The sequence below is a fragment of the Roseovarius sp. MBR-78 genome, from assembly GCF_040547535.1.
GTDB lineage: Bacteria > Pseudomonadota > Alphaproteobacteria > Rhodobacterales > Rhodobacteraceae > Roseovarius.
Window position 1 is genome coordinate 20,434 of record NZ_JBEPPX010000025.1, and the last position, 22,108, is coordinate 42,541.

The 22,108-nt window shown below is 62.5% G+C and carries 25 protein-coding genes and 1 pseudogene; 10 read left to right on the forward strand and 16 right to left on the reverse strand.

The window, feature by feature from the left end:
• Positions 1-9: 9 nt before the first annotated feature.
• From ABIE58_RS16590 to ABIE58_RS16600, 3 genes are all read left to right on the forward strand, one after another.
• Positions 10-2,475, forward strand: coding sequence for an arsenate reductase (azurin) large subunit (locus ABIE58_RS16590; RefSeq protein WP_354545822.1), 2,466 nt, complete (start codon positions 10-12; stop codon positions 2,473-2,475).
• Between the two features lie 66 nt (positions 2,476-2,541).
• The gene (locus ABIE58_RS16595; RefSeq protein ID WP_354545823.1) at positions 2,542-3,798 is read left to right on the forward strand and encodes a molybdopterin molybdotransferase MoeA; all 1,257 of its coding nucleotides are present in this window, start codon (positions 2,542-2,544) and stop codon (positions 3,796-3,798) included.
• On the forward strand, positions 3,795-4,382 hold the full coding sequence (locus ABIE58_RS16600; RefSeq protein WP_354545824.1) for a nitroreductase family protein: 588 nt from the start codon (positions 3,795-3,797) through the stop codon (positions 4,380-4,382). The genes ABIE58_RS16595 and ABIE58_RS16600 overlap by 4 nt, the downstream gene beginning before the upstream one ends.
• 3 nt (positions 4,383-4,385) lie before the next feature.
• Here the strand turns inward: ABIE58_RS16600 and ABIE58_RS16605 are convergent, their stop codons facing one another.
• On the reverse strand, positions 4,386-5,546 hold the full coding sequence (locus tag ABIE58_RS16605) for an MFS transporter (RefSeq protein ID WP_354545825.1): 1,161 nt from the start codon (positions 5,544-5,546) through the stop codon (positions 4,386-4,388).
• A 55-nt stretch (positions 5,547-5,601) separates the two neighbouring features.
• Entirely contained in the window at positions 5,602-6,624 is a 1,023-nt protein-coding gene (locus tag ABIE58_RS16610) for a permease (RefSeq protein ID WP_354545855.1), read from the reverse strand.
• Positions 6,625-6,666: 42 nt separating this feature from the next.
• Here ABIE58_RS16610 and ABIE58_RS16615 point away from each other — a divergent pair, with 42 nt between their 5' ends.
• Positions 6,667-7,668 carry an IS1595 family transposase gene (locus ABIE58_RS16615; RefSeq protein ID WP_354545826.1) on the forward strand — a complete coding sequence of 334 codons (1,002 nt, stop codon included), beginning with the start codon at positions 6,667-6,669 and terminating at the stop codon, positions 7,666-7,668.
• 118 nt (positions 7,669-7,786) lie between these two features.
• Here the strand turns inward: ABIE58_RS16615 and ABIE58_RS16620 are convergent, their stop codons facing one another.
• From ABIE58_RS16620 to ABIE58_RS16660, 9 genes are all read right to left on the reverse strand, one after another.
• Positions 7,787-8,104: an ArsR/SmtB family transcription factor gene (locus ABIE58_RS16620; RefSeq protein ID WP_354545827.1), complete on the reverse strand. Its 318-nt coding sequence runs from the start codon at positions 8,102-8,104 to the stop codon at positions 7,787-7,789.
• Positions 8,105-8,187: 83 nt separating this feature from the next.
• Positions 8,188-9,087, reverse strand: coding sequence for a cation diffusion facilitator family transporter (locus tag ABIE58_RS16625; protein ID WP_354545828.1), 900 nt, complete (start codon positions 9,085-9,087; stop codon positions 8,188-8,190).
• Positions 9,088-9,090: 3 nt separating this feature from the next.
• The gene (locus tag ABIE58_RS16630; protein WP_354545829.1) at positions 9,091-9,504 is read right to left on the reverse strand and encodes an OsmC family protein; all 414 of its coding nucleotides are present in this window, start codon (positions 9,502-9,504) and stop codon (positions 9,091-9,093) included.
• The gene (locus ABIE58_RS16635) at positions 9,495-10,328 is read right to left on the reverse strand and encodes an MBL fold metallo-hydrolase (RefSeq protein ID WP_354545830.1); all 834 of its coding nucleotides are present in this window, start codon (positions 10,326-10,328) and stop codon (positions 9,495-9,497) included. Before ABIE58_RS16635 ends, ABIE58_RS16630 begins: the two co-directional genes overlap by 10 nt.
• A 76-nt stretch (positions 10,329-10,404) precedes the next feature.
• The gene (locus ABIE58_RS16640) at positions 10,405-10,641 is read right to left on the reverse strand and encodes a thioredoxin family protein (protein WP_354545831.1); all 237 of its coding nucleotides are present in this window, start codon (positions 10,639-10,641) and stop codon (positions 10,405-10,407) included.
• A complete protein-coding gene (locus tag ABIE58_RS16645; RefSeq protein WP_354545832.1) occupies positions 10,638-11,270 on the reverse strand; it encodes a class I SAM-dependent methyltransferase in 633 nt (210 codons plus the stop codon). The genes ABIE58_RS16640 and ABIE58_RS16645 overlap by 4 nt, the downstream gene beginning before the upstream one ends.
• 11 nt (positions 11,271-11,281) lie before the next feature.
• Complete coding sequence (locus tag ABIE58_RS16650) at positions 11,282-12,340, reverse strand: permease (RefSeq protein ID WP_354545833.1); 1,059 nt, start codon at positions 12,338-12,340, stop codon at positions 11,282-11,284.
• Positions 12,337-12,624 (reverse strand): ArsR/SmtB family transcription factor, encoded by a 288-nt coding sequence (locus ABIE58_RS16655; RefSeq protein WP_354545834.1) that lies wholly within the window; start codon positions 12,622-12,624, stop codon positions 12,337-12,339. The genes ABIE58_RS16650 and ABIE58_RS16655 overlap by 4 nt, the downstream gene beginning before the upstream one ends.
• A gap of 69 nt (positions 12,625-12,693) precedes the next feature.
• A complete protein-coding gene (locus ABIE58_RS16660; protein WP_502950112.1) occupies positions 12,694-13,053 on the reverse strand; it encodes a hypothetical protein in 360 nt (119 codons plus the stop codon).
• Positions 13,054-13,057: 4 nt separating this feature from the next.
• On the opposite strand from ABIE58_RS16660, the gene ABIE58_RS16665 reads away from it, so the two are divergent.
• The 5 genes and pseudogenes from ABIE58_RS16665 to ABIE58_RS16685 all read left to right on the forward strand — a co-directional run bounded on the left by ABIE58_RS16665 (position 13,058) and on the right by ABIE58_RS16685 (position 16,997).
• Positions 13,058-13,294 (forward strand): hypothetical protein, encoded by a 237-nt coding sequence (locus ABIE58_RS16665; protein WP_354545858.1) that lies wholly within the window; start codon positions 13,058-13,060, stop codon positions 13,292-13,294.
• A gap of 139 nt (positions 13,295-13,433) precedes the next feature.
• Positions 13,434-14,099 (forward strand): DUF6088 family protein, encoded by a 666-nt coding sequence (locus ABIE58_RS16670; protein ID WP_354545835.1) that lies wholly within the window; start codon positions 13,434-13,436, stop codon positions 14,097-14,099.
• Entirely contained in the window at positions 14,096-15,145 is a 1,050-nt protein-coding gene (locus ABIE58_RS16675; RefSeq protein ID WP_354545836.1) for a nucleotidyl transferase AbiEii/AbiGii toxin family protein, read from the forward strand. The genes ABIE58_RS16670 and ABIE58_RS16675 overlap by 4 nt, the downstream gene beginning before the upstream one ends.
• A gap of 199 nt (positions 15,146-15,344) precedes the next feature.
• A pseudogene (locus ABIE58_RS16680) lies at positions 15,345-15,566 on the forward strand (IS21 family transposase); the annotation flags it as partial.
• 405 nt (positions 15,567-15,971) lie between these two features.
• Positions 15,972-16,997, forward strand: coding sequence for an IS110 family RNA-guided transposase (locus ABIE58_RS16685; RefSeq protein ID WP_354545837.1), 1,026 nt, complete (start codon positions 15,972-15,974; stop codon positions 16,995-16,997).
• Positions 16,998-17,362: 365 nt separating this feature from the next.
• Here the strand turns inward: ABIE58_RS16685 and ABIE58_RS16690 are convergent, their stop codons facing one another.
• Entirely contained in the window at positions 17,363-17,812 is a 450-nt protein-coding gene (locus ABIE58_RS16690; RefSeq protein WP_354545838.1) for an AAA family ATPase, read from the reverse strand.
• Between the two features lie 3 nt (positions 17,813-17,815).
• Positions 17,816-19,135, reverse strand: coding sequence for a Fic family protein (locus tag ABIE58_RS16695; protein ID WP_354545839.1), 1,320 nt, complete (start codon positions 19,133-19,135; stop codon positions 17,816-17,818).
• A 132-nt stretch (positions 19,136-19,267) separates the two neighbouring features.
• On the opposite strand from ABIE58_RS16695, the gene ABIE58_RS16700 reads away from it, so the two are divergent.
• On the forward strand, positions 19,268-19,435 hold the full coding sequence (locus tag ABIE58_RS16700; RefSeq protein ID WP_354545840.1) for a hypothetical protein: 168 nt from the start codon (positions 19,268-19,270) through the stop codon (positions 19,433-19,435).
• A gap of 32 nt (positions 19,436-19,467) precedes the next feature.
• On the opposite strand, the gene ABIE58_RS16705 is transcribed toward ABIE58_RS16700, so the two are convergent.
• Genes ABIE58_RS16705 through ABIE58_RS16715 form a run of 3 tightly spaced genes read right to left on the reverse strand, consistent with a single transcriptional unit; the run spans position 19,468 to position 22,091 of the window.
• Positions 19,468-20,226, reverse strand: a complete 759-nt coding sequence (locus tag ABIE58_RS16705; protein ID WP_354545841.1) for an SDR family NAD(P)-dependent oxidoreductase — start codon at positions 20,224-20,226, stop codon at positions 19,468-19,470.
• A 25-nt stretch (positions 20,227-20,251) separates the two neighbouring features.
• A complete protein-coding gene (locus ABIE58_RS16710) occupies positions 20,252-21,598 on the reverse strand; it encodes a TRAP transporter large permease (protein ID WP_354545842.1) in 1,347 nt (448 codons plus the stop codon).
• A complete protein-coding gene (locus ABIE58_RS16715; protein WP_354545843.1) occupies positions 21,591-22,091 on the reverse strand; it encodes a TRAP transporter small permease in 501 nt (166 codons plus the stop codon). Before ABIE58_RS16715 ends, ABIE58_RS16710 begins: the two co-directional genes overlap by 8 nt.
• Between the last annotated feature and the right edge of the window lie 17 nt (positions 22,092-22,108).

Consider the following 22,108-nt stretch of genomic DNA (forward strand, 5'->3'; position numbering starts at 1 on the left):
GAGAGAGCAATGGCATACAAGAGACAGATCGACCGGCTGCCGATCATCCCCGCAGATGCAGAGGAATTCAACGTCACCTGCCACTACTGCATCGTGGGTTGCGGCTACAAGGCTTACACTTGGCCGATGAACCGGCAGGGCGGTACGGCTCCGAGCCAGAACAAGTTCGGCGTCGACCTGAGCGAACAGCAGTTCATGGAGACGGAGGCGTGGTACGCCCCCTCGATGTACAACGTCGTCCGCCAGAACGGCCGCGACGTGCATCTGGTGGTCAAGCCTGATGCCAATTGCGTCGTCAACTCGGGCCTGGGGTCAATCCGCGGAGCACGCATGGCCGAAAACCGGCCCTCCAAGGTGACCGGCACACAGCAGCAACGTCTCTCTGATCCGATGGTCTGGCGCAACGGTGTCTGGCAACCGACGTCTTGGGACGATGCACTTGACCTCGTGGCACGGGTGACGGCGAAAGTAGCCGTGGAGGGGTCCGAGGACGACATCGTGGTGTCGATGTTCGACCACGGCGGCAGTGCCGGCGGCTACGAGAACACATGGGGCACCGGAAAGCTCTACTTCGAGAGCATGAAGATCAAGAACTGCCGCATCCACAACCGCCCAGCCTATAATTCCGAAGTCCATTCCACCCGCGACATGGGCGTGGACGAGTTGAACTACGCCTACGAGGACTACACGCTGACCGACACGATCTTCATGGTCGGCGCCAACTCGATGGAGACCCAGACCAATCTCTACCTGAACCACATGGTCCCGGGCCTGCAGGGTGGCGCAAAGATGATCGTGGTCGATCCGCGCCGCACGCTGACCATCGCCTCGTCCGAACAATATGCCGGGCCGGAAAACGTGCTTCACTTGGCGATTGCCGAAGGCACGGACATGGTGCTGTTCAATGCGCTGCTCACCCATATCGTCGATCAGGGCTGGGTCGATGCCGACTTCATCGCCGCATCGACCTTTCAGGGCGGCGAAGCGGTGGCGCAGGGTTCCGCCCATCCGGCGGGCCTTGGTAGCCTCGACTACGCAATGCAGACCTGCCGCACCACTCTGGACGAGGCGGCGGAAATCTGCGGTGTATCGGCGGCCGACATTCAAAAGGCTGCCGAGTGGATCGCCCAGCCCCATGACGACGGCAGCCGCCGCAAATGCGTGACGGCTTACGAAAAGGGCATCATCTGGGGCAACGACAACTACCGCACCATCGGCGCTCTGGTGAACATCGCGCTGGCGACAGGAAATGTGGGCCGCGAAGGCGGTGGAGTCTGCCGTCTGGGCGGCCATCAGGAAGGCTACTTCCGTCCGTCCGAAGCGCATGTCGGGCGCCCCTCAGAATATGTGGACCAGTTCCTGATCCGAGGGCTTGGCGGCGTGCACCACATCTGGGCCTGCGATCACTACAAGACCACGCTCAACGCGTCCGAGTTCAAGCGGGTCCACAAGCGGCGCTCGGACATGGTCAAGGATGCGATCGACATGGCCGCTGGCGGCACGCGCGAGCAGGTGGTCGATGCCATCGTCTCGGCGATCAACGCCGGTGGCCTCTTCGTTGTGGACGTCGACATCATTCACAGCCAGATCGGCCAGAATGCCCATGTCATTTTGCCCGCCTGCGAAGCCAACGAGATGAACCTCACCTCGATGAACGGCGAACGGCGCTTGCGGTTGTCCGAGAAGTACATGGACCCGTTCGGCAACTCCCTGCCCGATGCGCTGATTGCAGCACGGATCGCCCAGCACATGGAACGCGTTCTGCGCGAGATGGGTGAAGATGCCTATGCCGACCAGTTCCAGGGCTACGACTGGGAAACCGAGGAAGACGCCTTCATGGATGGCTACGGCGCCGCTCATACGGCAGTGACCTACGATCGTCTGCGCGCTGCGGGCAACAACGGTGTGCAGGAACCGGTCGTTGGTTACGAGAACGGCCAGCTTGTCGGTACAACGCGCCTTTACACCGATGGCGTGTTCACCCGGCACGGGCGCGAGGACGGCAAGGCGCTGTTTTGTGCGGCGGGCTGGCGAGGCTGGCAGGCCCCGGGCAAGGCCCGCGAACAGGCCGCGCACCGGTTCTGGATCAACAACGTCCGCGCCAACATCTTCTGGCAGAACCAGTCCCTCGACCAGGACAACGATTTCGTCCAGGATCGCTACCCGCACCCGTTCGTCGAGATGCATCCCGATGACATGGTCGACCTGGGACTGAACCCCGGCGACCTGCTCGAAATCATCAACGACAATGGGGTGACGCAGGGCATGGCCTATCCCATGCCGACACTGAAGCGGAACACGGTGGCGATGGTCTTCGGCTCGCCCGCGGGCAGCCAGGGCAACGTGGTGAATCCGGGCGTGAATGAGTTGGTGCTGCCGGATTACAAGCACTGCTGGGGCGACATCCGCAAGATCTCGGATGCGACTGCCCAGACCCGGGGCATTTCGTTCAAGTCGCACGAGATCATGCTCTGACCTGACAATACCGGCCCGCCCCCGACACTCGGGGCGGGCCTTTTTCCTTTGGGAGGGGGAAAAGCCATGTCGAGTCTTACGGTCTGTTCAACGGGCAAATCCGGGCCAACGCTTTCCGTCGACGCTGCACGCCTACGTGCCATCGCTGCGGCCTGCCCAGTTGCCGGGCAAGAGTTGCTGCCCATAGATCAGGCGGTCGGTCGTGTAATAGCTGCCCCGATCATGGCCGTCCACGCTCTGCCGCCTTTCGACAATTCCGCCATGGATGGTTATGCCTTGCGCCTGTCGGATCTGACCGGTGACGGCCCATGGCACCTGCCCGTGTCCGCCCGCATCGCGGCGGGCGACGCCCGCGCTCTAACTCTTGCCGAAGGTGCAGCTGCCCGAATCTTCACCGGCGCGCCGGTGCCTTTCGGGGCCGATGCGGTCGTGATGCAGGAACAGGTCACGCGGATCGGCGACAAGATATCACTGACAGAGCGCCCCCGCCCTGGGCGGAACATCCGCCGCCGGGGTGAGGATATGGCGCAAGGAGCGCAGGCTTTGGCCGCCGGGCTTGCGCTGACCCCGCCGCGTCTGGCGCTGATGGCAGGTTGTGGCGTGGCCTCTGTCGCCGTGCGCCCACGTGTACGTGTGGCCATTTTGTCCACCGGAGATGAGCTGTCCGAGCCTGGCAGCACCCTTGGGCCAGGGCAGATCTACAACTCCAACCGGGTGCTTCTGCGCGCAACCCTGTCGCGTTTTCCGTGGGTCGACCTGACGGATCTCGGCATCGTGCCGGACGATCCCGCCAGCATCCGATCAGCCATCCGTCATGCCGCGCAGACCAATGACGTGGTAATTTCCTCGGGCGGCGTATCGGCGGGTGAAGAAGATCACATCCTTGACGCGTTACGTCTCGAGGCCGCCGAGCTTGACGTGCTCAAGGTCGCGATCCGCCCCGGCAAGCCGCTGACCGTCGGTCGGCTTGGTCAGGCGCTGTATTTCGGACTGCCCGGCAACCCTTACGCTGCCGCCATCACCTTTTCCCAGATCGCCAAGCCTGCCTTGCGCCGGGCTGCAGGGCTGACGGAAGAACCGGACACCTGGCTACCCGCCGTCGCAGGCTTCAACTATGTTCGGGCGACGGGACGGCGGGAATATGTGCCCGTCAGGTGGGATTCCCGCGACGCCTTCGGGCGCCCGGTCTTAGTTCGGCTTGGACAGGGTGCCTCAGCCTCGATGTCGCCCATTGCACTGGCCATGGGGATCGCCGTCATCCCTCCGGAAATCGAAGTGGTCAGACCTGGCCAGTCGCTGACTGTCGAGCCATTGTGCGAATGACGGATATACTGGGGCAAATCCTGTCCCGCCGATCCGTCGGGCCACGGCATCTGACCGGACCGGACCTTTCGCCTGAAGAACTTGCAGTCTTGGCGAGTGCTGCGGCCGCAGCGCCCGATCATGGTGGTCTATACCCTTTGCAACTCGTTCATGTCCCCGCCCATCAGCGGGCGGCCTTGGGCGAGGTTTTTGCGAATGCGGCACTTGAGACTGATCCTGCCGCCGATGCTGCGACACTGCAATCCGCGCGGGATCGCGCAATGGCGGGGCCGTGTCTTATCGCGATTCTGGCGAGTCTGACGCCAGACCACCCCGTTGTCCCCGTAGAGGAGCAATGGATCAGCGTCGGGGCGGGGCTGCAGAACCTGCTGCTGGCCGCTTTGTCACTCGACCTGCATGCCAAGCCGTTGAGCGGCAAGAGAATGCGTTCCAGAGCACTCCGGGACGCCTTTTACTTGTCTGCTTACTTGTCTGCCGACAAGCATCTGGCCGCCTTTGTTGTTCTCGGTCGCCATAATGGCCCACGAGCTGAGAGGCCTAGGCGCAATGCTTCGGAAATCTTGCAGACATGGTGCCTTGACTAGAAATCAGCTTCGCCTCAGGAGAAGCAGTGCGATGAGCGAAGCGACACCGATGCCTGCGGTCAGCCAGATAGCGGAAAGCCCCCATGCCGTGAGCGCCGCACCGAAGATGAGTGGGGCCGCCGCTTGCAGGATGCGCGCCGGAGCATTGAGCCAGCCTATCCGCCGCCCGTATCCGGCCGCGCCGAACAGCGCCAGCGGCAGGGTGCCCTTGGCGATGGTGAGGATGCCGTTTCCCGCCCCGTGCAGGAGGGCGAAGGCATAGGCAGCCGGTCCCCCGAAACCCACCAACGCCACGGCGGCCATGGGATGCGCCGCAGCCGCCACGCGTGTCGAGACAAGCGGATGGAACCGGCGCAGCAGGCCGAACTCCAGCACCCGTGCCGCGACCTGCGCCGGACCGATGAGCGCGCCCGCCGCGATTGCGACCGCCGTGCTTGCCCCTGCGGCTTGCAGCAGCCCCGGCAGATGCGCGGCCATGGCGGTCGAGTTGAACCAGGTGGCGGCAAAGACGAAAGCCAGCAGCCAGAGCGCAAGGCGGGATGGTGGCGGACCGTCCTCGACCGGCGTCTCCGGTGTGGTTACCGCCTTGGTGCCCTTTGGCAGCCACGCATTCAGCGGCAAGGCCACGGCCAGATGGATCAGCGCCCATCCGATACAGGCTTCCCGCCAGCCCCACGTCGCCAGCATCAATCCGGAGAGGGGCCAGCCGACAGTGCTCGCGAACCCGGCGATGAGTGTGATGCCGGTGATCGGGCCACGCGCTTCCTTGCCATAGATCCCGGCCAGCGTGGCGAACCCAGCCTCGTAAAGCCCGATCCCCATGCCGAGCCCGATGACAGCCCAGCCCGCGACGAGGACGAGGGGCGACGGCGCCACGGCGAGCAGCCCAAGGCCCGCCGCGAAGACGAGGTTCGACAGCATCAGCACGCCCCGGCCGCCAAAGCCGTCGATCCGCGCCCCGGCCCAGGGCCCGACCATTGCCGAAACCACCATCGCCATGGAAAACGCGCCGAACACCCAGACCGGCGACAGTCCGAGGTCTTCTGCCATGGGCACCGCCAGAACGGCGGGGATGTAGTAGCTGGAGGCCCAGCTCACGGTGAGGGACGAGCCGAGCGCGGCGACGATCAGCCCGCGTCGTGCCGGGGATAGTCTTGGGATCATGATGGGGCTTCGATCAGGAAGAAGGCGGCGAGGCAATTCGCCCCGCCGCAGGTGTTCATGCCATCTGCGTCCACAGCTGGAACAGCAACCCCGATGCGAAGGCGCCGGACAGCGACAGCCCGATGTAGAGCGCAAAGACCTGCGGCCGCGCCAGCGCCCAGACCGCCATCGCCGCCGGGGTCGAGGTGACGCCCCCCGCGACGAGAAAGGCCATTCCTGCCCCCGGCGCCATGCCGTGTTCGATCAGCCCGCCGACCAGCGGCAGGGCCGCGTAGCCGTTCAGATAGGCGGGCACACCCACCAGAGTGGCGGTCACGATGGGCAGCAGCCCCTCGCCCCCGAGTGCGGCGGTGACGGTTTCCGCCGGGATCCACGCCAGCATGAGACTCTCGAGGATGAAGGCCAGCGTCAGCCACTTGGCGAGGAATAGCGTCGTGGTCAGCGCCGTCTTGCCGAACTTCGCCCGGCGGTCCGCATCGGTCCAGAAGCGCCACACCACCGGCTTCGGCGCGCGGATCTTCGCGCCGCCGCAGCCGCCGTTCCCGATCCCGTCGCGCAGCGGATCAGCGAAGGCGCCGCCCTTCATCATCAGGTGCACCACCGTCCCGCCGAACACGCCCAGCCCGATGGCGGCAAGAGTCTTGGCCACAGCGAACTCGAGGTCGAGCACGCCCGCCGTCAGCACGAACATCGACGGGTCCATGATCGGCGAGGCCAGCCAGAAAGCCATGACGGCTGAAAGCGGCACCCCCATCGCCAGCAGCGCCGCGATCAGCGGGATCACCCCGCAGGAGCAGAAGGGGGAGATGCCCCCCGCAAGTGCGCCCAGCCCGATCATCAGGACCGGGGCGCCGGTGAAGGCCTTGGCGATCAGGTTGTCGGCGCCGGTAGCGTTGGCCCACGCAGCGATGGCGATCGACAGGATCAGGAACGGCGCCGTGTTCAAGAGCGCGGTGCCCGCGAAGAGCGCAGAATCGGCGGCCTGGGGCGTGTCGAAGACCGCCAGCGCGCCAAGGATCAGCGCCGAGGCGAGCCAGACCCGTTGATCTTTCCATAAGGCTCTATTCGCGATTCGTATTGATCTGGTGTAGGATGGCGGAAACGCTGGAGGTATTGCGCGATGGAGCGGAAAGAATTTCAAGCGTGGCTGTCGGCGGTGGACACGCTGAGCGAGGCGCAGAAGGCGGAGGCCGGGGAGATCCTGGCCGGTCGTCCGGCCGGCGAAGCCTCATTGGCCGCGATCGAGTTGGGCATCGGCGATGACCGGTGCTGCCCTCACTGCGGTACGCCCGGGGCGGTGGCCAACGGCAAGGCGCGGGGGATGCAGCGCTACCTGTGCCGGGCGTGCAAGCGGACCTTCGGCGCGTTGACCGGCACGCGGTTGTCCGGCCTGCACCACAAGCAAGCGTGGCTGACGTTCGGCGCGTGCCTGGCCGATGGCGACACAGTGAAGGCGTCGGCGGAACGGTGCGGCGTCGCCGTGAGCACCGCCTTCCGCTGGCGGCATCGCTTCCTTGCAGCGATCGAGGCCAGCGCCGGCAAGCTGCGGGGCATCGTCGAGGCCGACGAGACCTTCGTCCTGGCCAGCCGCAAGGGCGATCGGGTGTGGACGCGGGCCAGGGACGGCAAATCCGCCCCCGGTCTGCCGGATCGCAAGGCGCGCAAGCGGGGCGGCAAGGCGAAGAAGCGCGGCCTGTCCGACGAGCAGGTGCCGGTCCTAGTGGCGGCGGATCGGTCCGGCGCCACCGTCAGCGCGGTGTTGCCGGCGGTCACCGCCGACGCCATCCGCGCGATCCTGGCGCCGGTGCTGGACAAGGACGCGCTGTTGGTCACCGACGGCGGCACCGGTTATCCGCCGTGTGCAGCCGCCCTGGGCGTCAGCCACGAGGTGCTCAACCAGTCGGCCGGTGAGCGTGTCCGTGGCGAACTCCACATCCAGACCGTCAACAACCGCCATTCCCGCCTCAAGGATTTCCTTCGCGCCCGCCGCGGCATCGCCACTCGCTACCTCGACAGTTACCTGCGCTGGTTCCACCTCATCGGCCTCCACCCCGACCCCGCCCCGCGCTACTGCCTCGCCGCCGCCATGGGCGGCATGAGTATCAATACGAATCGCGAATAGAGCCTTCCATAAACTGCGCAGCGTCGACCGGAGGCCGGGCACAGGAAGTGTTGTATCAGTCATCACCAAATTTCCGGAATTGCAGTTGTTTTGGAACATGAAAAACGTGGCACATATCTCACGCCGCATCCTCCGACCGGCCGACCGCAACGCCAGCGCAACATTCGGACGTCAAGAAGCCGACCACCCGGTGCATCGCGGGGAAATCGACCCGGTTGAACACTTCGCGTCCCTGCTTGTCCTGGAGCACCAATCCCGCATCGACCAGTGTCGAGAGGTGATGCGCCAAGGTCGACGGGGCGAGTCCGAGGTGCTCGCCGATATCACTGACCCGCAGCCCGTCGTCCCCGGCCTTCACCAGCAGGCGAAAGATCGACAGGCGGGCATCATGGCCAAGGGCGGCAAGGGCGCGGGCGTTAGGACTGGTCGTGGTCATGACGTCAAAATAACCATAATCCTAGTTTTGTAAATGATTCTTCTGGACGGACTTGGTGCTGCGCCCGGAATGGACGCCCAGCGTTACGCGTGGGCCCGAAGGCAGCTCGCGCCGCAGGGCTCGCGCTCGACCTGAATCGTGCTGTGCGCGATCCCGAACCCGTGCTCCAACCCCTCGGCAAGGTCTTGCAGCATCGCATCGGTGTCCTGCATCTCTGTGACCACATGCACCGCGAGCGCCGTGCGGGTGGTCGAGAGCGGCCAGATATGCATGTCATGCACGTCGCGAATGCCCTCCTGCCGGGCAAGCCACGCGGTGACCTCGCCCAGGTCCACCCGGTCGGGGACGCCATCGAGGCTGAGGTGCAGCGCTTCGCGGAACAGGCCCGCCGCCGTCACGGCGATCAGCAGGCTGACAGCCATGGCGACGGCCGGATCGAGCCATGTCCAGCCGGTCAGCATGATCCCGATGGCGGCAAGCACCACGGCGCCCGAAACCGCCGCATCGGCCGCCATGTGCAGAAACGCCCCCTTGGCGTTCAGGTCGTCCTTCTGCGCCCGCATGAACAACAGTGCCGAGCCGGTGTTCACGCCGATCCCCACCAGCGCCACGATAAGGATCGTCAGCCCCGGCACTTCGACCGGCGTCTGGAAGCGCTGCGCCGCCTCCCAGATCACCCAGACGACGCCGATCAGGATGGCGAACGCGTTCAGCATCGCCGCCATGATCGTGGCGCGGCCCAGCCCCCAGCTGTGGGCTCGCGTCGCCACACGGTTCGCCAGAACCGCCGCCGCCCATGCGATCAGCAGCCCCGCCACGTCGGTCAGGTTGTGCGCGGCATCCGCCAGCAGCGCCAGCGATCCGGTCAGGAACCCCGCGATGGCCTCGACGATCACATAGGCGGTGTTGAGCCCAACGGCCCAACGAAAGGCCGGGCCAAGATCAGCAGGCGGCGCGTGATGGTGGGCGTGGGTCTCGGGCACGGATCAGACTTTCCGCCGGATCGTGCCGACAAGCTCGGTCGCCTCGGCCAGCGTGTTCGAGATGGTGCCGTATTTGCGCAGGTTGCGGTGCAGAAGATCCAGCCGCTGGTCGGTTTCGTCGGTATCGACCACGATCTCGTAGTCGATGCGGACCATCTTCGGCGGGCTGTCCTGCCGGACCCCATGCAGGCTGACCTCGATGCCGCGCAGGTCGAAGTTGAGCATCGGCGTCACCCGCTCGGCGCCCTTGAGTAGGCATGCGGCAAGGCTGGCCAGCAGCATCTCGGCCGGGTTGAACGCATCGTCACGACCGGCCATGTCGGTGTCGAGCATGAGACGCGCCGCCTTCGTCTCGGCTTGCGCGCCGTGGCTGTCGATGCGGCGGGCGGTGACGCGATACTCCAGCATCATTCCCATTCCATCTGCTGAAAGGCGGTCTGGGCGTTGCGACCGGCAAGGCTGTCGAACTGCTCGAGATACGAGAAGGCCGCCTGGTTCACCTGCGGCGCGGCCATGATGTCGCCGCCCTCGTCCAGCAGCGCCTCGATTTGCGCGCGCAGGTTCATCAGGTAGTCGTAGGTGTCGGCGCGGGCGCGCGCCATCGTCGTCGGCCCGCCGTGGCCCGGCACGATATGGGCAGCGCCCGTCGCCTCCACCGCGAGATAGGCATTGGGCCAGCGGGTGATCGAACTCTGATCGCCCACGCCAAGGATGCGCTCGACATAGACGATGTCGCCGGTGAACACCGTGTCGCGCGCTGGCACCCAGACAAAGCTGTCGCCGGGCGTGTGCGCGGGGCCCGGATGCACGATCTCGAAGGTCAGCCCGCCGACGTCCAGCGAATAGGCATCGGCGAAGGTCACGTCCGCGAAGCTCGGCTCGGTGCCCTCCAGCGCCGCGCCGATGAGCTGCGACAGCGCCGTCATTTGCATCGAGGCGCGGGCCTGCTGGTCTTCCACCGCCGCGTCGGATGCGATCGCCGTGGCGCCCTGCGCCTGCCAGTAGCCGTTGCCGAGCCAGCGGTGATCCTGCCCGCCGGTGTTGATGACATGGACCACCGGCTGGTCGGTCACGCTGCGGATTGCATCGTGCAGCGTCTCCGCGCCGCGCCACGAGCCGCCTGGATCGATCAGCACCGCGCCCGCCTCGGTAACGACCAGTCCGAAAGTCGCGTTGTTGCCGAGGTTTTCGGGGCTGCGCTGTTCCTTCTCGCCAACGATGGCCCACACGCCCTCGGCCACGGGGGCCGCACGTCCAGGACTTCGGCTGCCGCGAAGGACGGCGCGGCGAGGATGACTCCAGCGATGATGGCGCGGATCATGCTCGGAGCCAGCCTTCGAGTTTCGCTGCATCCGGCAGTCCGCCGGCATGAACGAGCTTGCCGTCGACAGAGATGCCCGGCGTGGACATGACGCCCGCCATCGCGATGGATTTCGCATCAGTCACCTTTTCGACCTCGACCGCGACGCCCAGCTTTGCGGCGACGTCCTTGACCATTTTTTCTGTGGTGGCACAGCGTGCGCAGCCGGGGCCGTAGACCTTGATCGTTTTCATGCCGGTGTTTCCCTTTTCTGGAAGATCGAAATCTGAAAATTCTGGACGTTGCCCTTGGGCGTCCGGTGGGCGTGATGCTCTGCATGGACCGGGGCCAGTACACCCGGCATCAGCCCTTCAAGCCGCGCCGAGAGCGTTTCGGGTGAATACCGCTGCACCGGAAGATTGGAACACCGCTCGGGGCCAGCAAGATCGAACGTGGCGATGATCGCCACGCCGCCCGGGCGCAGGCTGGCGCGCAGAGTTTCGAGGTAGCGCCGCTGGTCGGCGGGATCGGTCAGGAAATGGAACACCGCCCGGTCATGCCAGACGTCATATGCCCTGTCGGGCGTCCAGACGCAGACATCCGCCACGATCAACGCCACATCGGCGGCGCGCGCGCCCAACCGCGCGCGCGTGATCCCCAGCGCTTCAGCCGACAGGTCCAGCACTGTGATCGCGGCCGGTTCCTCGCCCAGCAAATGATCGACCAGACGGGACGCACCGCCGCCGACATCGATCACCGCCCCGCCGCGCGGCAGGTGACGGCGAACGAGCCGCAGCGAGACCTCCGGCACGTCCTCGAACCAGGTCAGTTCGTCCTCGTTGCGCGCCTGATAGGCCTTGTCCCAATGCTGCGGAACATCCATGCCTTCGCCTCTCACAGCAGAACGTTGAAGAGATAGCCGGTGGCTAGAATGCCCGCCGCCACGACCGCGATGAAGATTGCGATCAGGCGCAGTTTCAGCACCTGCTTGAGGATTATCATCTCGGGCAGCGACAGCGCGATCACCGACATCATGAAGGCCAGTGTCGTGCCAAGCGCCGCGCCCTTGCCCAGCAGCGCCTCGACGATCGGGATTACGCCCGCTGCGTTGGTGTACATCGGCACGCCCACGACGACGGCGGCGGGCACTGACCACCACGCCTCGCCGCCCATGATCCGCAGCATCACCGTCTCGGGGACGTATCCGTGGATCAGGGCGCCGATACCGATGCCGACCAGCACCCAGATCCAAACCTTGCCGACGATCTCGCGCACCTGTTCGACACCGACTTTCAGCCGGTCCACGAGCGTCAGCCGTTCCTCGGGCAGATCGCCCACTGGGCCCGCGTTCAGCTCGCGCACCCAGTCCTGCAGGTAGCGCTCCAGCCGCATGCGCGCGAGGACGAACCCTGCGACCGTTCCGATGGTGAACCCGAAGACGAGATAGATCGTGGCGATCTGCCAGCCGACGAGGCCGTAGAGCAACCCGAGGCCCACCGGCCCGACCATCGGCCCGGCGATCAGGAAGGAAAACGTCACGCCCAGCGGAATGCCTGCCGAGACAAAGCCGATGAAGAGCGGCACCGAGGAGCACGAGCAGAACGGCGTCAGCACGCCCAGAAGCGAGGCCAGCGGATAGCCCCAGATCTGCCGCTTGCCCGCCAAGATCGCCCGGGTCTTTTCCGGGCTGAACCAGCTGCGCAGCACGCCGGTGACGAAGACGATACCCGTCAGCAGCAACAGCACCTTGGGTACGTCGTAGACGAAAAAGGCGATGGCCTCGCCGGTATGGCTGTCGCGCGCCACTGGAAACAGCGCCGTCACCCATTCCGAGATCGGGATCAGCTGACCGTAGAGCAGGTAAAGGACCACACCCACGACGGGCACACCGACATACCAGAGCCAGTTGGGAGCGTCGCGATGCGGTGCGGGGTCATGCGTTTGAGCCGTCATGCGACCTTCCTTTCAAATTTGAGTTCGGCGGTCAGCACAGCGTCGATCACGGCTGCGAATTCCGGCGCGAGGTCGGGGTTCCGGCGGTAGCGCACCCATTGCGCGTCGCGCCTGTCCAGCACGAGACCGGCCTCGCGCAGCACCTTCATGTGCCGTGACATCCGGCTCTGGCTCGCGTCGAGCCTCGCCATCAATTCGCAGACGCAATGCTCGCCCCCATCCCAGAGAAGGGCGAGTGCTGCGCGGCGGGTCGGGTCGCAAATGGCGGTCAGTACATCCTGCATGGTCAAATGATTATGCGTCACAGCGCATATGCGCCTTGATCCATGTCAATCCATCCAGTGCATTTTCGTTCATCGCTGAATTTCTCCAGCCATCACGGCCTGACCATGCACCGCAAGGGTGGCCGTAAACCTTGGACAGCCGAACTGCCGGATGACATCTAGGACCCGCGCGTTGTAGGCAGCCTGCCCGATGAGCCGACACAGGTCAGACGCGTGAAACTGCCGGTTCGAACTCGGTGCAGCCTTGATCTGATCGTGCAGTTCGCGCTCTTTTGGATCAGGCGTGCGCTGTGGCGTTGGCGCTTCTTTCGGCTGAGCTGCCGTGCCCGGCGCGGTGCGCCACCTGCGCATGAATCCGAGCAAGAAACCCGCCGGAACCTTCTCGTTGCCGCGCGCGCGGTTGAACGCAAGGAAGCGATCCCAGATCACTTGCGTGTCGACATTCCAGCATGGAAGCACGGTCTTCGCAGCATTAATCAAGTCGGCCCAGCAAGTCTGGAACACGTTCGAAACTGCATTAATGTTGATATGTCCGGAGAATACCGGCACCGACTACTACACGCTGACCATCCGCGACCACGGCTTCAACGCCAACCTCGGCAAGGCCGCGAACCAGGATGACATTTCCCTGCAGGCCATCATCCCCTGGGGTCCGAAGGACGCCGCCTGACAAACAAGCCAGACCGCTTCCGTGGTCTGGCTTACTTCGTTCCGAGGCGAGATTTCGACCTCGCATGAAGTATGGATGTCCGAAATATGTAGTAATCTTCGGACTCGCGTTTGTCCGAAACTTGTGGCATATTTCGGACATGACAGCCGTCACTCAAACCAAAACGCTGCCAGACCGCGTCCGCGCGCGCATCAATGATGCGCCGCGACAGGTCTGGACGCCCGCAGATTTTGCCGACATCGGCGGCCGCGATGCGGTCGACAAGGCTCTGCAGCGCATGGTTGAATCGGGTCAACTGCGGCGTATTGAGCGTGGGCTCTACGACAAGCCGTCTCAGAACGCTCTCACAGGCAAGCCTACAGTGCCAGACTATCGGTCCATCATCGACGCGATCGCCCGCCGTGATCAGGTCCGATGGTTGATTGATGGCATGACTGCAGCAAACACCCTTGGTCTCACCAACGCGGTGCCGGCCAAAATCGAGGTACTGGTCGATGCGCGGCTCAAGCCCATCACTCTGGGCAATCAAAAGATTGTCTTCAAACATGCGGCTCCCAGCCGACTCTACTGGGCCGGGCGACCTGGCATGTATCTCGTTCAGGCCTTGCACTGGCTCCATGATGTCATATCGAACGACATCGAAGGTGACGCTGTTCGAAAAACACTGCGTCGCATGCTTCGCGACGAGAAGACGGGTCCGCGCCTCGCAGATGATTTGAAGGCAGGCCTGTCGGCCATGCCGATCTGGATGCAGGACATTTTGCGAAAGCCACTGTTTGAAGCGGTCGAGGGAGATCAGGGATGAGCACGGAAGGTTTCCAGACGATCATTACGGCCAGCGTTGCGGATCGGTCTGATCTCTTTCTTTCGACAGCGAGCCGGCTCGGTGCGCCGCTGATCAACGTCGAGAAAGACTTCTGGGTCTGTTGGACCCTGAATGCCCTTTACCACCGCCTCCCCGCTGGCGGGCCCCGGCTTTTGTTCAAAGGTGGCACCTCTCTGTCAAAAGCCTATGGCCTGATCAATCGGTTTTCCGAAGACATCGACGTCACCGTCTTCCGTGATGACCTCGGTCACGCGGCAACGCCAGAGGCGTTGGCCGCGCTCTCGGGCAAGAAACGTAAAGCCGAAATTGAAGCGATCCAGAACGACTGCCAAGCCTACATTACGGGCCCGCTTCTCGAGGCGCTTTCTCAGCTCATCGCCGATGACACGGGTGGCGAAGGACGGATCGAAGTTGACCCCGCTGATGGCACCGGGCAGACGCTCCTTGTCTGGTATCCGAGGGTCGATGGTTCCGACACCGGGTATGTTCAAGCTGCGGTAAAAATTGAATCCGGCGCGAAATCCGCCCTCGACCCCAACAGTCCTCGACTGATCCGTCCCTACATCTCAGACGAGTTGGCTGATGTGGATTTGGACATTCCTGACGTACGAACGATAGATGCCGAACGCACGTTTTGGGACAAAGTCGTCATCTTGCACGGATTGCGAAACTGGTTCGATATGCGCGGCGAACTGAAGCAAGATGGGCAGCGCATATCGCGCCATTACTACGATTTGCATTGCATGCTTGAGACAGAAACCGGAAGGGCTGCAATGGCGGATCTTGCGCTCGGTGATGATTGTGTAGCTCATGCGAAGATGTTCTTTAACCGGCCTGATTTCAATCTCGACATTGCAAACCCGGGAAGTTTTTCACTCGTGCCATCGGGCGAAATGGCCGTGCGACTAATCGCCGACTACAAGAATACAGAAGCCATGATCTTCGGTGAGGCACCGACCTTTCAGGACATACTGAAGTCGATTGCCGCCATAGAAGTTCAGCTGAACCGCCCCGAGCAAAGCTGAGTCAACTTGGTGCGACACCCTTGCCGTGAGGCCGGTCTGGCAACGATGTTTGGGTGACCGCATCTCTTCGCTTGGTCAAGGAGCGAAGCCCATGGCCAGGGCTTTGCACCGGGTGACGATGTTTCACGCTCCTGCCTCGTTCACTCCTTTCAGTTGACCTGCTGGTCCGTCAGAGCGCTATCCCGGGGTCGCCCGGTCTCACTTCCGGCTGGCCTATTCGGGGTTCCAGCATGCCCATGTTGTCTTGGGTGGCGAGAGCTTTGTCGCGCTAGCGGAAGGCCTGCAGAATGCCCTGTGGTCGCTCGGCGGCGTGCCCGCAGAGCATCGCACCGATAGCCTCTCGGCAGCGTTCAAGAATCTGGAGCCGTCGGCCGAGAAAGATCTGACGGACAGCATGGAAGGGCTATGCACCCATTACGGCCCAACCGGCCCGAAGCTGCACAATTGGGCTTCGCCAAGCACATAACAGACCCGAGTTGGCAGCCTTGGTTGGGTAAGTCTCTGACAGACGGTGTGAATTTGAATGATTTGTTCATTTTGGGTGTGCCTGTAGCATAACGTGTACATTAACCCGAATCCAATCCAAAATGAACACCAAATCGGTAGGTTTGAGTGTTCACGCCCAACGTCATTATGGGTTCACCTATAGTGACGCGTTTGGATAGGTCACTGCCTGATGTTCTTAGCTTTTCGACATGCCGCGATGTTGATGTGATCAGGTTTTGTTCTTCTTGGTGCTCATATATGATGGAGTGGACGCCTCCTCGCGGCATCGCTTTGTGCCAAGGTAGCGGTGTTGAACGTAGCTACAGAGGAGACGACCACGATGGAAGTTAGCATAATCGGGATCGATATTGCCAAGAATGTGTTCCAGCTTCATGGGGCATCTGTAGATGGATCGGTGGTATTTCGCCGCAAGATCCGTCGCGCGGGCGTACTGGATTTTCTAGCAGGTCAACCACGATGCCTTGTCGCGATGGAAGCTTGTGCAAGTTCGCACCATTGGGGCCGGGAGATTGAGCGGCTTGGGCATGATGTCAGGTTGATCCCACCGCAGTATGTCAAACCGTTCGTGAAACGGCAGAAGAACGATGCTGCCGATGCTGAAGCGATCACTGAGGCTGCAGCCCGCCCCGAAATGCGGTTTGTTGCCGTGAAGTCAGCCGAACAGCAATCTCAGTCTATGCTGCTGAAAACGCGAGAGCTATTCATCGACCAACGAACGCAGGTCATCAACATGTTGCGCGGCCACTTGGCCGAGTATGGGATCGTGGCACCTCAGGGTCCATCCCATATCAGAAAGCTTGAAGCCATTGTTGCCGATGGTGAGACCAGCATTCTTCCCTTGACCACGCGCAATATGTGCATCCGTCTCTTTGACCACATCCACGTTCTGGATTGGCAGATTGATAACCTGACATCGCGGATCGAGGCAGCCGCCCAGCAAAATGAGACGGCACGTCGACTGATGACGATACCTGGTATTGGCCCAATGTGCGCCATGGCGATCGCGACGCTGGCACCTCCACGCGAGAGTTTTCGGAAGGGGCGTGATTTTTCTGCCTGGGCAGGGCTGACCCCGAAACAGAATTCGACGGGCGGGAAAACCCGACTGGGGCGAACCTCGAAAATGGGACAGAAGGATATCAGAAGATTGCTCATCCTGGGCGCAATGTCCGTCATCCAGTCGGCAGAACGGAAAGGCGGGGCACCTGATGGTTCATGGCTTGACCGGATGTTGAAACGCAAACCCAAACTACTTATAGCCATTGCCCTGGCAAACAAAATGGCCCGAATGGCGTGGGCAGTTATGAAGAATGAGGATGTGTATCGAGTTCAGCTGGCGGCCTGAGGGAGGCCAGTTGTAAGCCGGAATGCGGTAGATCTCAGCGGAGGATTATGGGCGAACAGTCGAGAATGACGGGATTGGGAAAACCAGGGAAGCTGTGTGGAGTAAAAACCCCGCAAATATGGGAAAACCAGGGAAGCTGTGTGGAGTAAAAACCCCGCAAATATGATTTGGACCCGATCTTCGAACTATCCATAAGGGCCCGCGGCCACATGCGCTGCAACCAGAGGCCGGACACACGTAGGAACTCGACCGCATTTCCCAAACCGCCAAAAGATTCTGCTTGCGTTCCCGGAGGCGTCCACACACAGCTTCGGGCCAGCTAGGCCAATTAGCCCGGATAATTCAGTGCGCCCCGATGGCGCGTTTCACCAGTGGAGGAAGGATCCACCCAGATAGTTGTCGATAGGTCTGGTAGCTGACGAGCGATTTCGCTGGACGCCGAGGAACGGACAGACCCAGGTCTCGGCCGTTCCGGGCTTCAGAAGCGGCAAGAGCGCCTGATCAAGCGTCGCGGCGCTGTCGGGCTGCGCGCATTTGTCCACCTCGTCGATGAGGATGATCGGGTTCCCGACCCGCTCCTCCGCCATCAGGCTGATCGGCGAGCCGAGTTTCGCGGAACGCCACCCGGCCTCGACGCCTGCGACAGCGAAAGAGGCGAGGCCCGACGCCGCGTCGATGCGCAGGAACGGCACGCCGGCCAAATGCGCCAGTTTTGCCGCGTAGGTCGACTTCCCGCACCCTTTCGGACCGACACATGTTTGACACCTCTTTCCTGTCGACGGTGCCCGGATGTGCTCCAGACACGCAAGCGTCATCAATCAGGCGCCTCGGTTGGCAGCGTTTCGCTCCCGGATGTCCTCCTCAGTCACCCCATAAAGGAAGGCGGAGGCGGGAGAGGCCCGATCCGCCGTAACGGTGACGATCTCCGCCATCTTGCCCCTATCCGCTTCGTTCAGGTCCCCGAAAATCTCGTTGACCAGGTCCGCGATCCCCGCATCCGGGGTCCTGTCGCGAAACAGCCGCCCCAACGCGTCCGCGATACGGCCCCGTTCACGCAACTCCAACCCATGCGGAACCCGCTGGACGGTCACCGCCTGGATGTAGTCCGGCGTCGTCATCTCATAGGACGCTGCGATCGCCTCCCCGAGTAGACCGGTTGAACCGACCTCATAGAACTCGATCAACCCAAGGATGTAGGGGGTCTTGTCGATCCCGATGAAGGAGAGCGGGGGCAGACCCGCCCGGAGCAGCGGCTCGTTCGAAAGGAGCCGCCCCATCCGTTTGTTCCCGTCCCCGAACGCTTGCAGGTAGGAGAGGCCCGCGAGCAGGAGGAACGACGCCTCGAACGGGTCCTCCACCTGACCGGCCTTGGCCAGAAGGTCGCTGAGGCCGGCTGTGAGCAGAACATAGTCGGAGGAGGGGCGGTAGCTGGTCGCAGAGATCTGCACCGCATTTCTCCGGACCGTGCCGAGGTCAGCAGGGTCCAGCAGGTCCCGCATCATGAGGACGTGTCGGCGCTGAACGGACCCGGCGTCCGGGAACGCGACATCGAGTCCCTCCATCATCAAGGAGATGGCCGCCTTGTGGTTGAGGATCATCGCCGTCTCCAAACGGTCCCGACCGGAGGCGCTTTCGCCGTACTTGATCAGCATCTCCGTCGCGAGGTGATCATAGGTGTTCCCCTCCAGGTTCGAGGACGCCCACGATAGGTCGATCAGAAATCTCTCCGCGATCGCCCGACTGTATGTGGAAGCATCAAGTCGCTGTCCCCCTGCCTGTTCCACGGCGTCCCGCATCCGGGCGGCTGCCTCCTCGGGGAGCCAATGTGAATGGTTTGGCACATAGCCGCTGATCCGGTCGGGGTCGTAGGGGATCGGAGTGCGCCGCCGAGGGTCCATCGCCACGCGTCGCGCGTCCGGGGTGAGTGAGAACCGGGCACCCCGGGTCTCCCCCTCCTTGATGAGGAGTCCCCTGCCGATCAGCCCTGACATCACGCGGGACATCGTCGCCTGACTGGGGGCGTCGCGCATGCGGGACATCAGCTCGCGCTGGCTGACAGGGCCCGGGCTGCGCAGTAGAGCGTCCATGACGGCGCGTTCCTGCGGGGTCAGAATTCGGATCTCGAGGATGGCATGCATGGGGCTAACTCATATATTCATTATTTATTCATGTAGCGCAGTTCCGACATCCATACAAGGCCCGTGAAACTATCACGTCTCTCAAGGCACTGTAATAAAATCATTCTTCTCCAGACATCCGTTCCTGAATGAATGAAGGATAAATTCAGGAGGGCACAGATCAACGGAGCCCGAACAGCCGACCCGGCGACGCCAAGCTCAACAGGCGATCAGCTTTTCCTTGCTGATCGCCTGACGGACCGGATTATGGATGATCATGCGATGCGCGTTGGCGTCAGTACATCTGTCCGCGCGATATAATCCATAAAAACGACCGTATGGAGACGTCACTTTCAGGTCGGCTGGTGGTCCCGGAGCGCCGGCAGCCCGACGCCTACCGCATCGAACCCGCCGTCAACGGCGATCACCTGCCCGGTGACATAGCTGGACCGTTTCGAGCATGGAAAAACGATCGCCTCAGCAATCTCGTGTTCACGGCCATAGCGGTTCAATGGAATGGCGTCGTGATAGGCGGCGCGAATAGCAGGCGAATGAACAGAAAGTGCCAGTTTGGTATCCACAGGGCCTGGCGCCACGCAATTGGCCCGCACGCCCCATTCCCCCAACTCGGCCGCCTGTTGACGCGTTAGATGGATCACGGCGGCTTTCGAGGTTCCATAAGCGACCCGCAAGGTGCTGGCCCGCAGCCCGGAGATCGAGGCGATATTGACGATCGCGCCCTGTGTAGCTTTGAGATGGGGCAAGACCGCTTGGCTGGTCATAAACACGCCGTCCAGATTTGTGGCCATCACCTCACGCCAGATCGTGAGATCGGTATCCGCCAATGGTCGGAAGTCGGCCACACCTGCGTTGTTAACCAAGGCGTCGATGCGTCCGAAGCGTTCGACCACCTTGGCTGTCATGGCGCTGACCTGTTCCGGGTGAGAAACATCGCAGACCACGGGAATTACGTTCTCCAACCCTTCGGCCGCGGCCTTCAGTGCCTCCACATCGCGGTCGATCATGGCGACCTGCCAGCCCTCAGCCAACATCAGCTGCGTTGTGGCAAGTCCGATGCCGCGCGCGGAACCCGTTACGATTGCTGTCTGCATGTCCAAACCCTTGCCTTGCGGTCGCTTACCGCAACCATTCCACCAGTATCAGCGACATTTGCGGCACTGTCGCCACCACGATCAAACCGACCAGACTTGCCAGCAGGAACGGCATTGTGCCCCGCGCCACCTGCTCGATGCTGAGTTTTGTCACATTGGCCGCCACATAGAGGTTTATCCCCACCGGCGGGGTGATAAGTCCGATGGCCAGATTGACCATAACCAGCACCCCGAACCAGACCGGATCCCATCCCATTTCACGTGCCACCGGCAGGAAAATCGGCAGGGCGATAAACATGACGGTGACTGGGTCCATGAACATGCCCGCAATCAGAAGGATCACCATGACCACCATCAAGATCACCCAGCCATTCTCGCTCAGTCCCAAAAGCGCGCTGGAATAGCTGCCCACCAGATCATCGACCGTCACCACCCAGCCAAACAGGCTGGCATAGGCAACGATCAGCATTACGACTGCGGAGGATGCCGCCGCATCCCCCAGCGCATCAAAAAGCGCCTTCGCGTTCAGGGTGCGATAGGCGAAAGCACCCACCGCAAGCGCGTAGACTGTGGCGACGATGGCGGCCTCGGTCGGGGTGAATATGCCGGAATAGATGCCGCCCAGGATGACCACCGGTGTCATCAGCCCCCAAAAACTGTCCCGGAATGACTGCCACAGAGCCACCCGCCGCGGCACATCGGCGTAGGGATGCGGGCTAAGGGCATGCAAAGCATTGCTAGTTCCGACCCCTCCATCCGTCCCGATACGGCGCGGCGCGAACGGCAACACCAGAACCATGATCAGCGCCATGAAAATACCCGGTATGATGGCCGCGATGAACAGTTGCGAGATCGAGGTTTCGGCGATGACACCATAGATCACCAACCCGATCGACGGCGGGATCACGATCGAGAAGGCCGCTCCGGTCACCACCAGTCCGGCTGCAAAGGCGCGGTCATAGCCGTCCTCCTCCATGCCCTTGATGATCATGGGGCCGATGGCCGCGACGGATGCGGGACCCGATCCGCTGACCGCGCCCCAGAACAGGCAGACGATGGTGCCCACCGTGCCCATTCCCCCCGGAAGATCGCCTACGGCAACCCGGAAGAAACGGATCATCCGTTCGGCAATACCAAGACTGCCCATCAGGGTGCCTGCCAGAATGAAAAACGGGATCGCCAGAAGCGAAAATTTGGTGATGCCAGTGGCGATCAGATCTCCGGCAAGCTCCAGACCAAAACCGATGATCCACATTGCATAAAGCGCCGACAGGCCAAGCGCGAAGGCCACAGGCACCCGCAGCGCCAGCAGCAGGAAAAAGACGATGATCATCTGCGTTCCGGCCGATGAGATGCCGAGCAGCTCAAACATGGCCGCCCTCGTCTACCGCTTTGCCATCAGGCCCCGCGCGCAGGACGGTCCAAGCATGCTGAAGGTAACGCACGATGATCAGCGCGAACCCCAAGGGCAAAGCGGCCTGATAATACCATGCAGGCAACCCCAGACCGTAAGAGCGCATGCCAACCCGCTTGATATTCATCATCGCTTCCCAGGAAAACCAGGCCGAGAACGCCAGTAAGGCCACAGACAAGGCGACGGACATCAGGAACACCGGCGACCACAGCCAACGCGGTAACATGTCATGCGCCATCGTCACGGCCAGATGCTCTCCGCGCCGTGCGGCGATGGCGGCACCAAACACCGTCAGCAGCAGAAAGCCGTTAACCAGCAGTTCCTCATTCGCGGCGAAGGAGAAGTTGGTGCCATAGCGGACAACGACATTCACAAAGCCGATGCCCGTCATGACAACAAACAGAATGGCGCAGACGATTTTTTCAAAGTCGCGCAACAGCAGACGTATCATCAATGGAAACCCTGACA

What these genes read in the sequence shown, in the direction of transcription:
- ABIE58_RS16590 (WP_354545822.1), top strand. Translation starts at nt 10, where the DNA reads ATGGCATACAAGAGACAGATCGACCGGCTGCCGATCATCCCCGCAGAT.
- ABIE58_RS16595 (WP_354545823.1), top strand. Translation starts at nt 2,542, where the DNA reads ATGTCGAGTCTTACGGTCTGTTCAACGGGCAAATCCGGGCCAACGCTT.
- ABIE58_RS16600 (WP_354545824.1), top strand. Translation starts at nt 3,795, where the DNA reads ATGACGGATATACTGGGGCAAATCCTGTCCCGCCGATCCGTCGGGCCA.
- ABIE58_RS16605 (WP_354545825.1), bottom strand. Translation starts at nt 5,546, where the DNA reads ATGATCCCAAGACTATCCCCGGCACGACGCGGGCTGATCGTCGCCGCG.
- ABIE58_RS16615 (WP_354545826.1), top strand. Translation starts at nt 6,667, where the DNA reads ATGGAGCGGAAAGAATTTCAAGCGTGGCTGTCGGCGGTGGACACGCTG.
- ABIE58_RS16620 (WP_354545827.1), bottom strand. Translation starts at nt 8,104, where the DNA reads ATGACCACGACCAGTCCTAACGCCCGCGCCCTTGCCGCCCTTGGCCAT.
- ABIE58_RS16630 (WP_354545829.1), bottom strand. Translation starts at nt 9,504, where the DNA reads ATGGGAATGATGCTGGAGTATCGCGTCACCGCCCGCCGCATCGACAGC.
- ABIE58_RS16640 (WP_354545831.1), bottom strand. Translation starts at nt 10,641, where the DNA reads ATGAAAACGATCAAGGTCTACGGCCCCGGCTGCGCACGCTGTGCCACC.
- ABIE58_RS16645 (WP_354545832.1), bottom strand. Translation starts at nt 11,270, where the DNA reads ATGGATGTTCCGCAGCATTGGGACAAGGCCTATCAGGCGCGCAACGAG.
- ABIE58_RS16650 (WP_354545833.1), bottom strand. Translation starts at nt 12,340, where the DNA reads ATGACGGCTCAAACGCATGACCCCGCACCGCATCGCGACGCTCCCAAC.
- ABIE58_RS16655 (WP_354545834.1), bottom strand. Translation starts at nt 12,624, where the DNA reads ATGCAGGATGTACTGACCGCCATTTGCGACCCGACCCGCCGCGCAGCA.
- ABIE58_RS16670 (WP_354545835.1), top strand. Translation starts at nt 13,434, where the DNA reads ATGACAGCCGTCACTCAAACCAAAACGCTGCCAGACCGCGTCCGCGCG.
- ABIE58_RS16675 (WP_354545836.1), top strand. Translation starts at nt 14,096, where the DNA reads ATGAGCACGGAAGGTTTCCAGACGATCATTACGGCCAGCGTTGCGGAT.
- ABIE58_RS16685 (WP_354545837.1), top strand. Translation starts at nt 15,972, where the DNA reads ATGGAAGTTAGCATAATCGGGATCGATATTGCCAAGAATGTGTTCCAG.
- ABIE58_RS16690 (WP_354545838.1), bottom strand. Translation starts at nt 17,812, where the DNA reads ATGACGCTTGCGTGTCTGGAGCACATCCGGGCACCGTCGACAGGAAAG.
- ABIE58_RS16695 (WP_354545839.1), bottom strand. Translation starts at nt 19,135, where the DNA reads ATGCATGCCATCCTCGAGATCCGAATTCTGACCCCGCAGGAACGCGCC.
- ABIE58_RS16700 (WP_354545840.1), top strand. Translation starts at nt 19,268, where the DNA reads ATGAAGGATAAATTCAGGAGGGCACAGATCAACGGAGCCCGAACAGCC.
- ABIE58_RS16705 (WP_354545841.1), bottom strand. Translation starts at nt 20,226, where the DNA reads ATGCAGACAGCAATCGTAACGGGTTCCGCGCGCGGCATCGGACTTGCC.
- ABIE58_RS16710 (WP_354545842.1), bottom strand. Translation starts at nt 21,598, where the DNA reads ATGTTTGAGCTGCTCGGCATCTCATCGGCCGGAACGCAGATGATCATC.
- ABIE58_RS16715 (WP_354545843.1), bottom strand. Translation starts at nt 22,091, where the DNA reads ATGATACGTCTGCTGTTGCGCGACTTTGAAAAAATCGTCTGCGCCATT.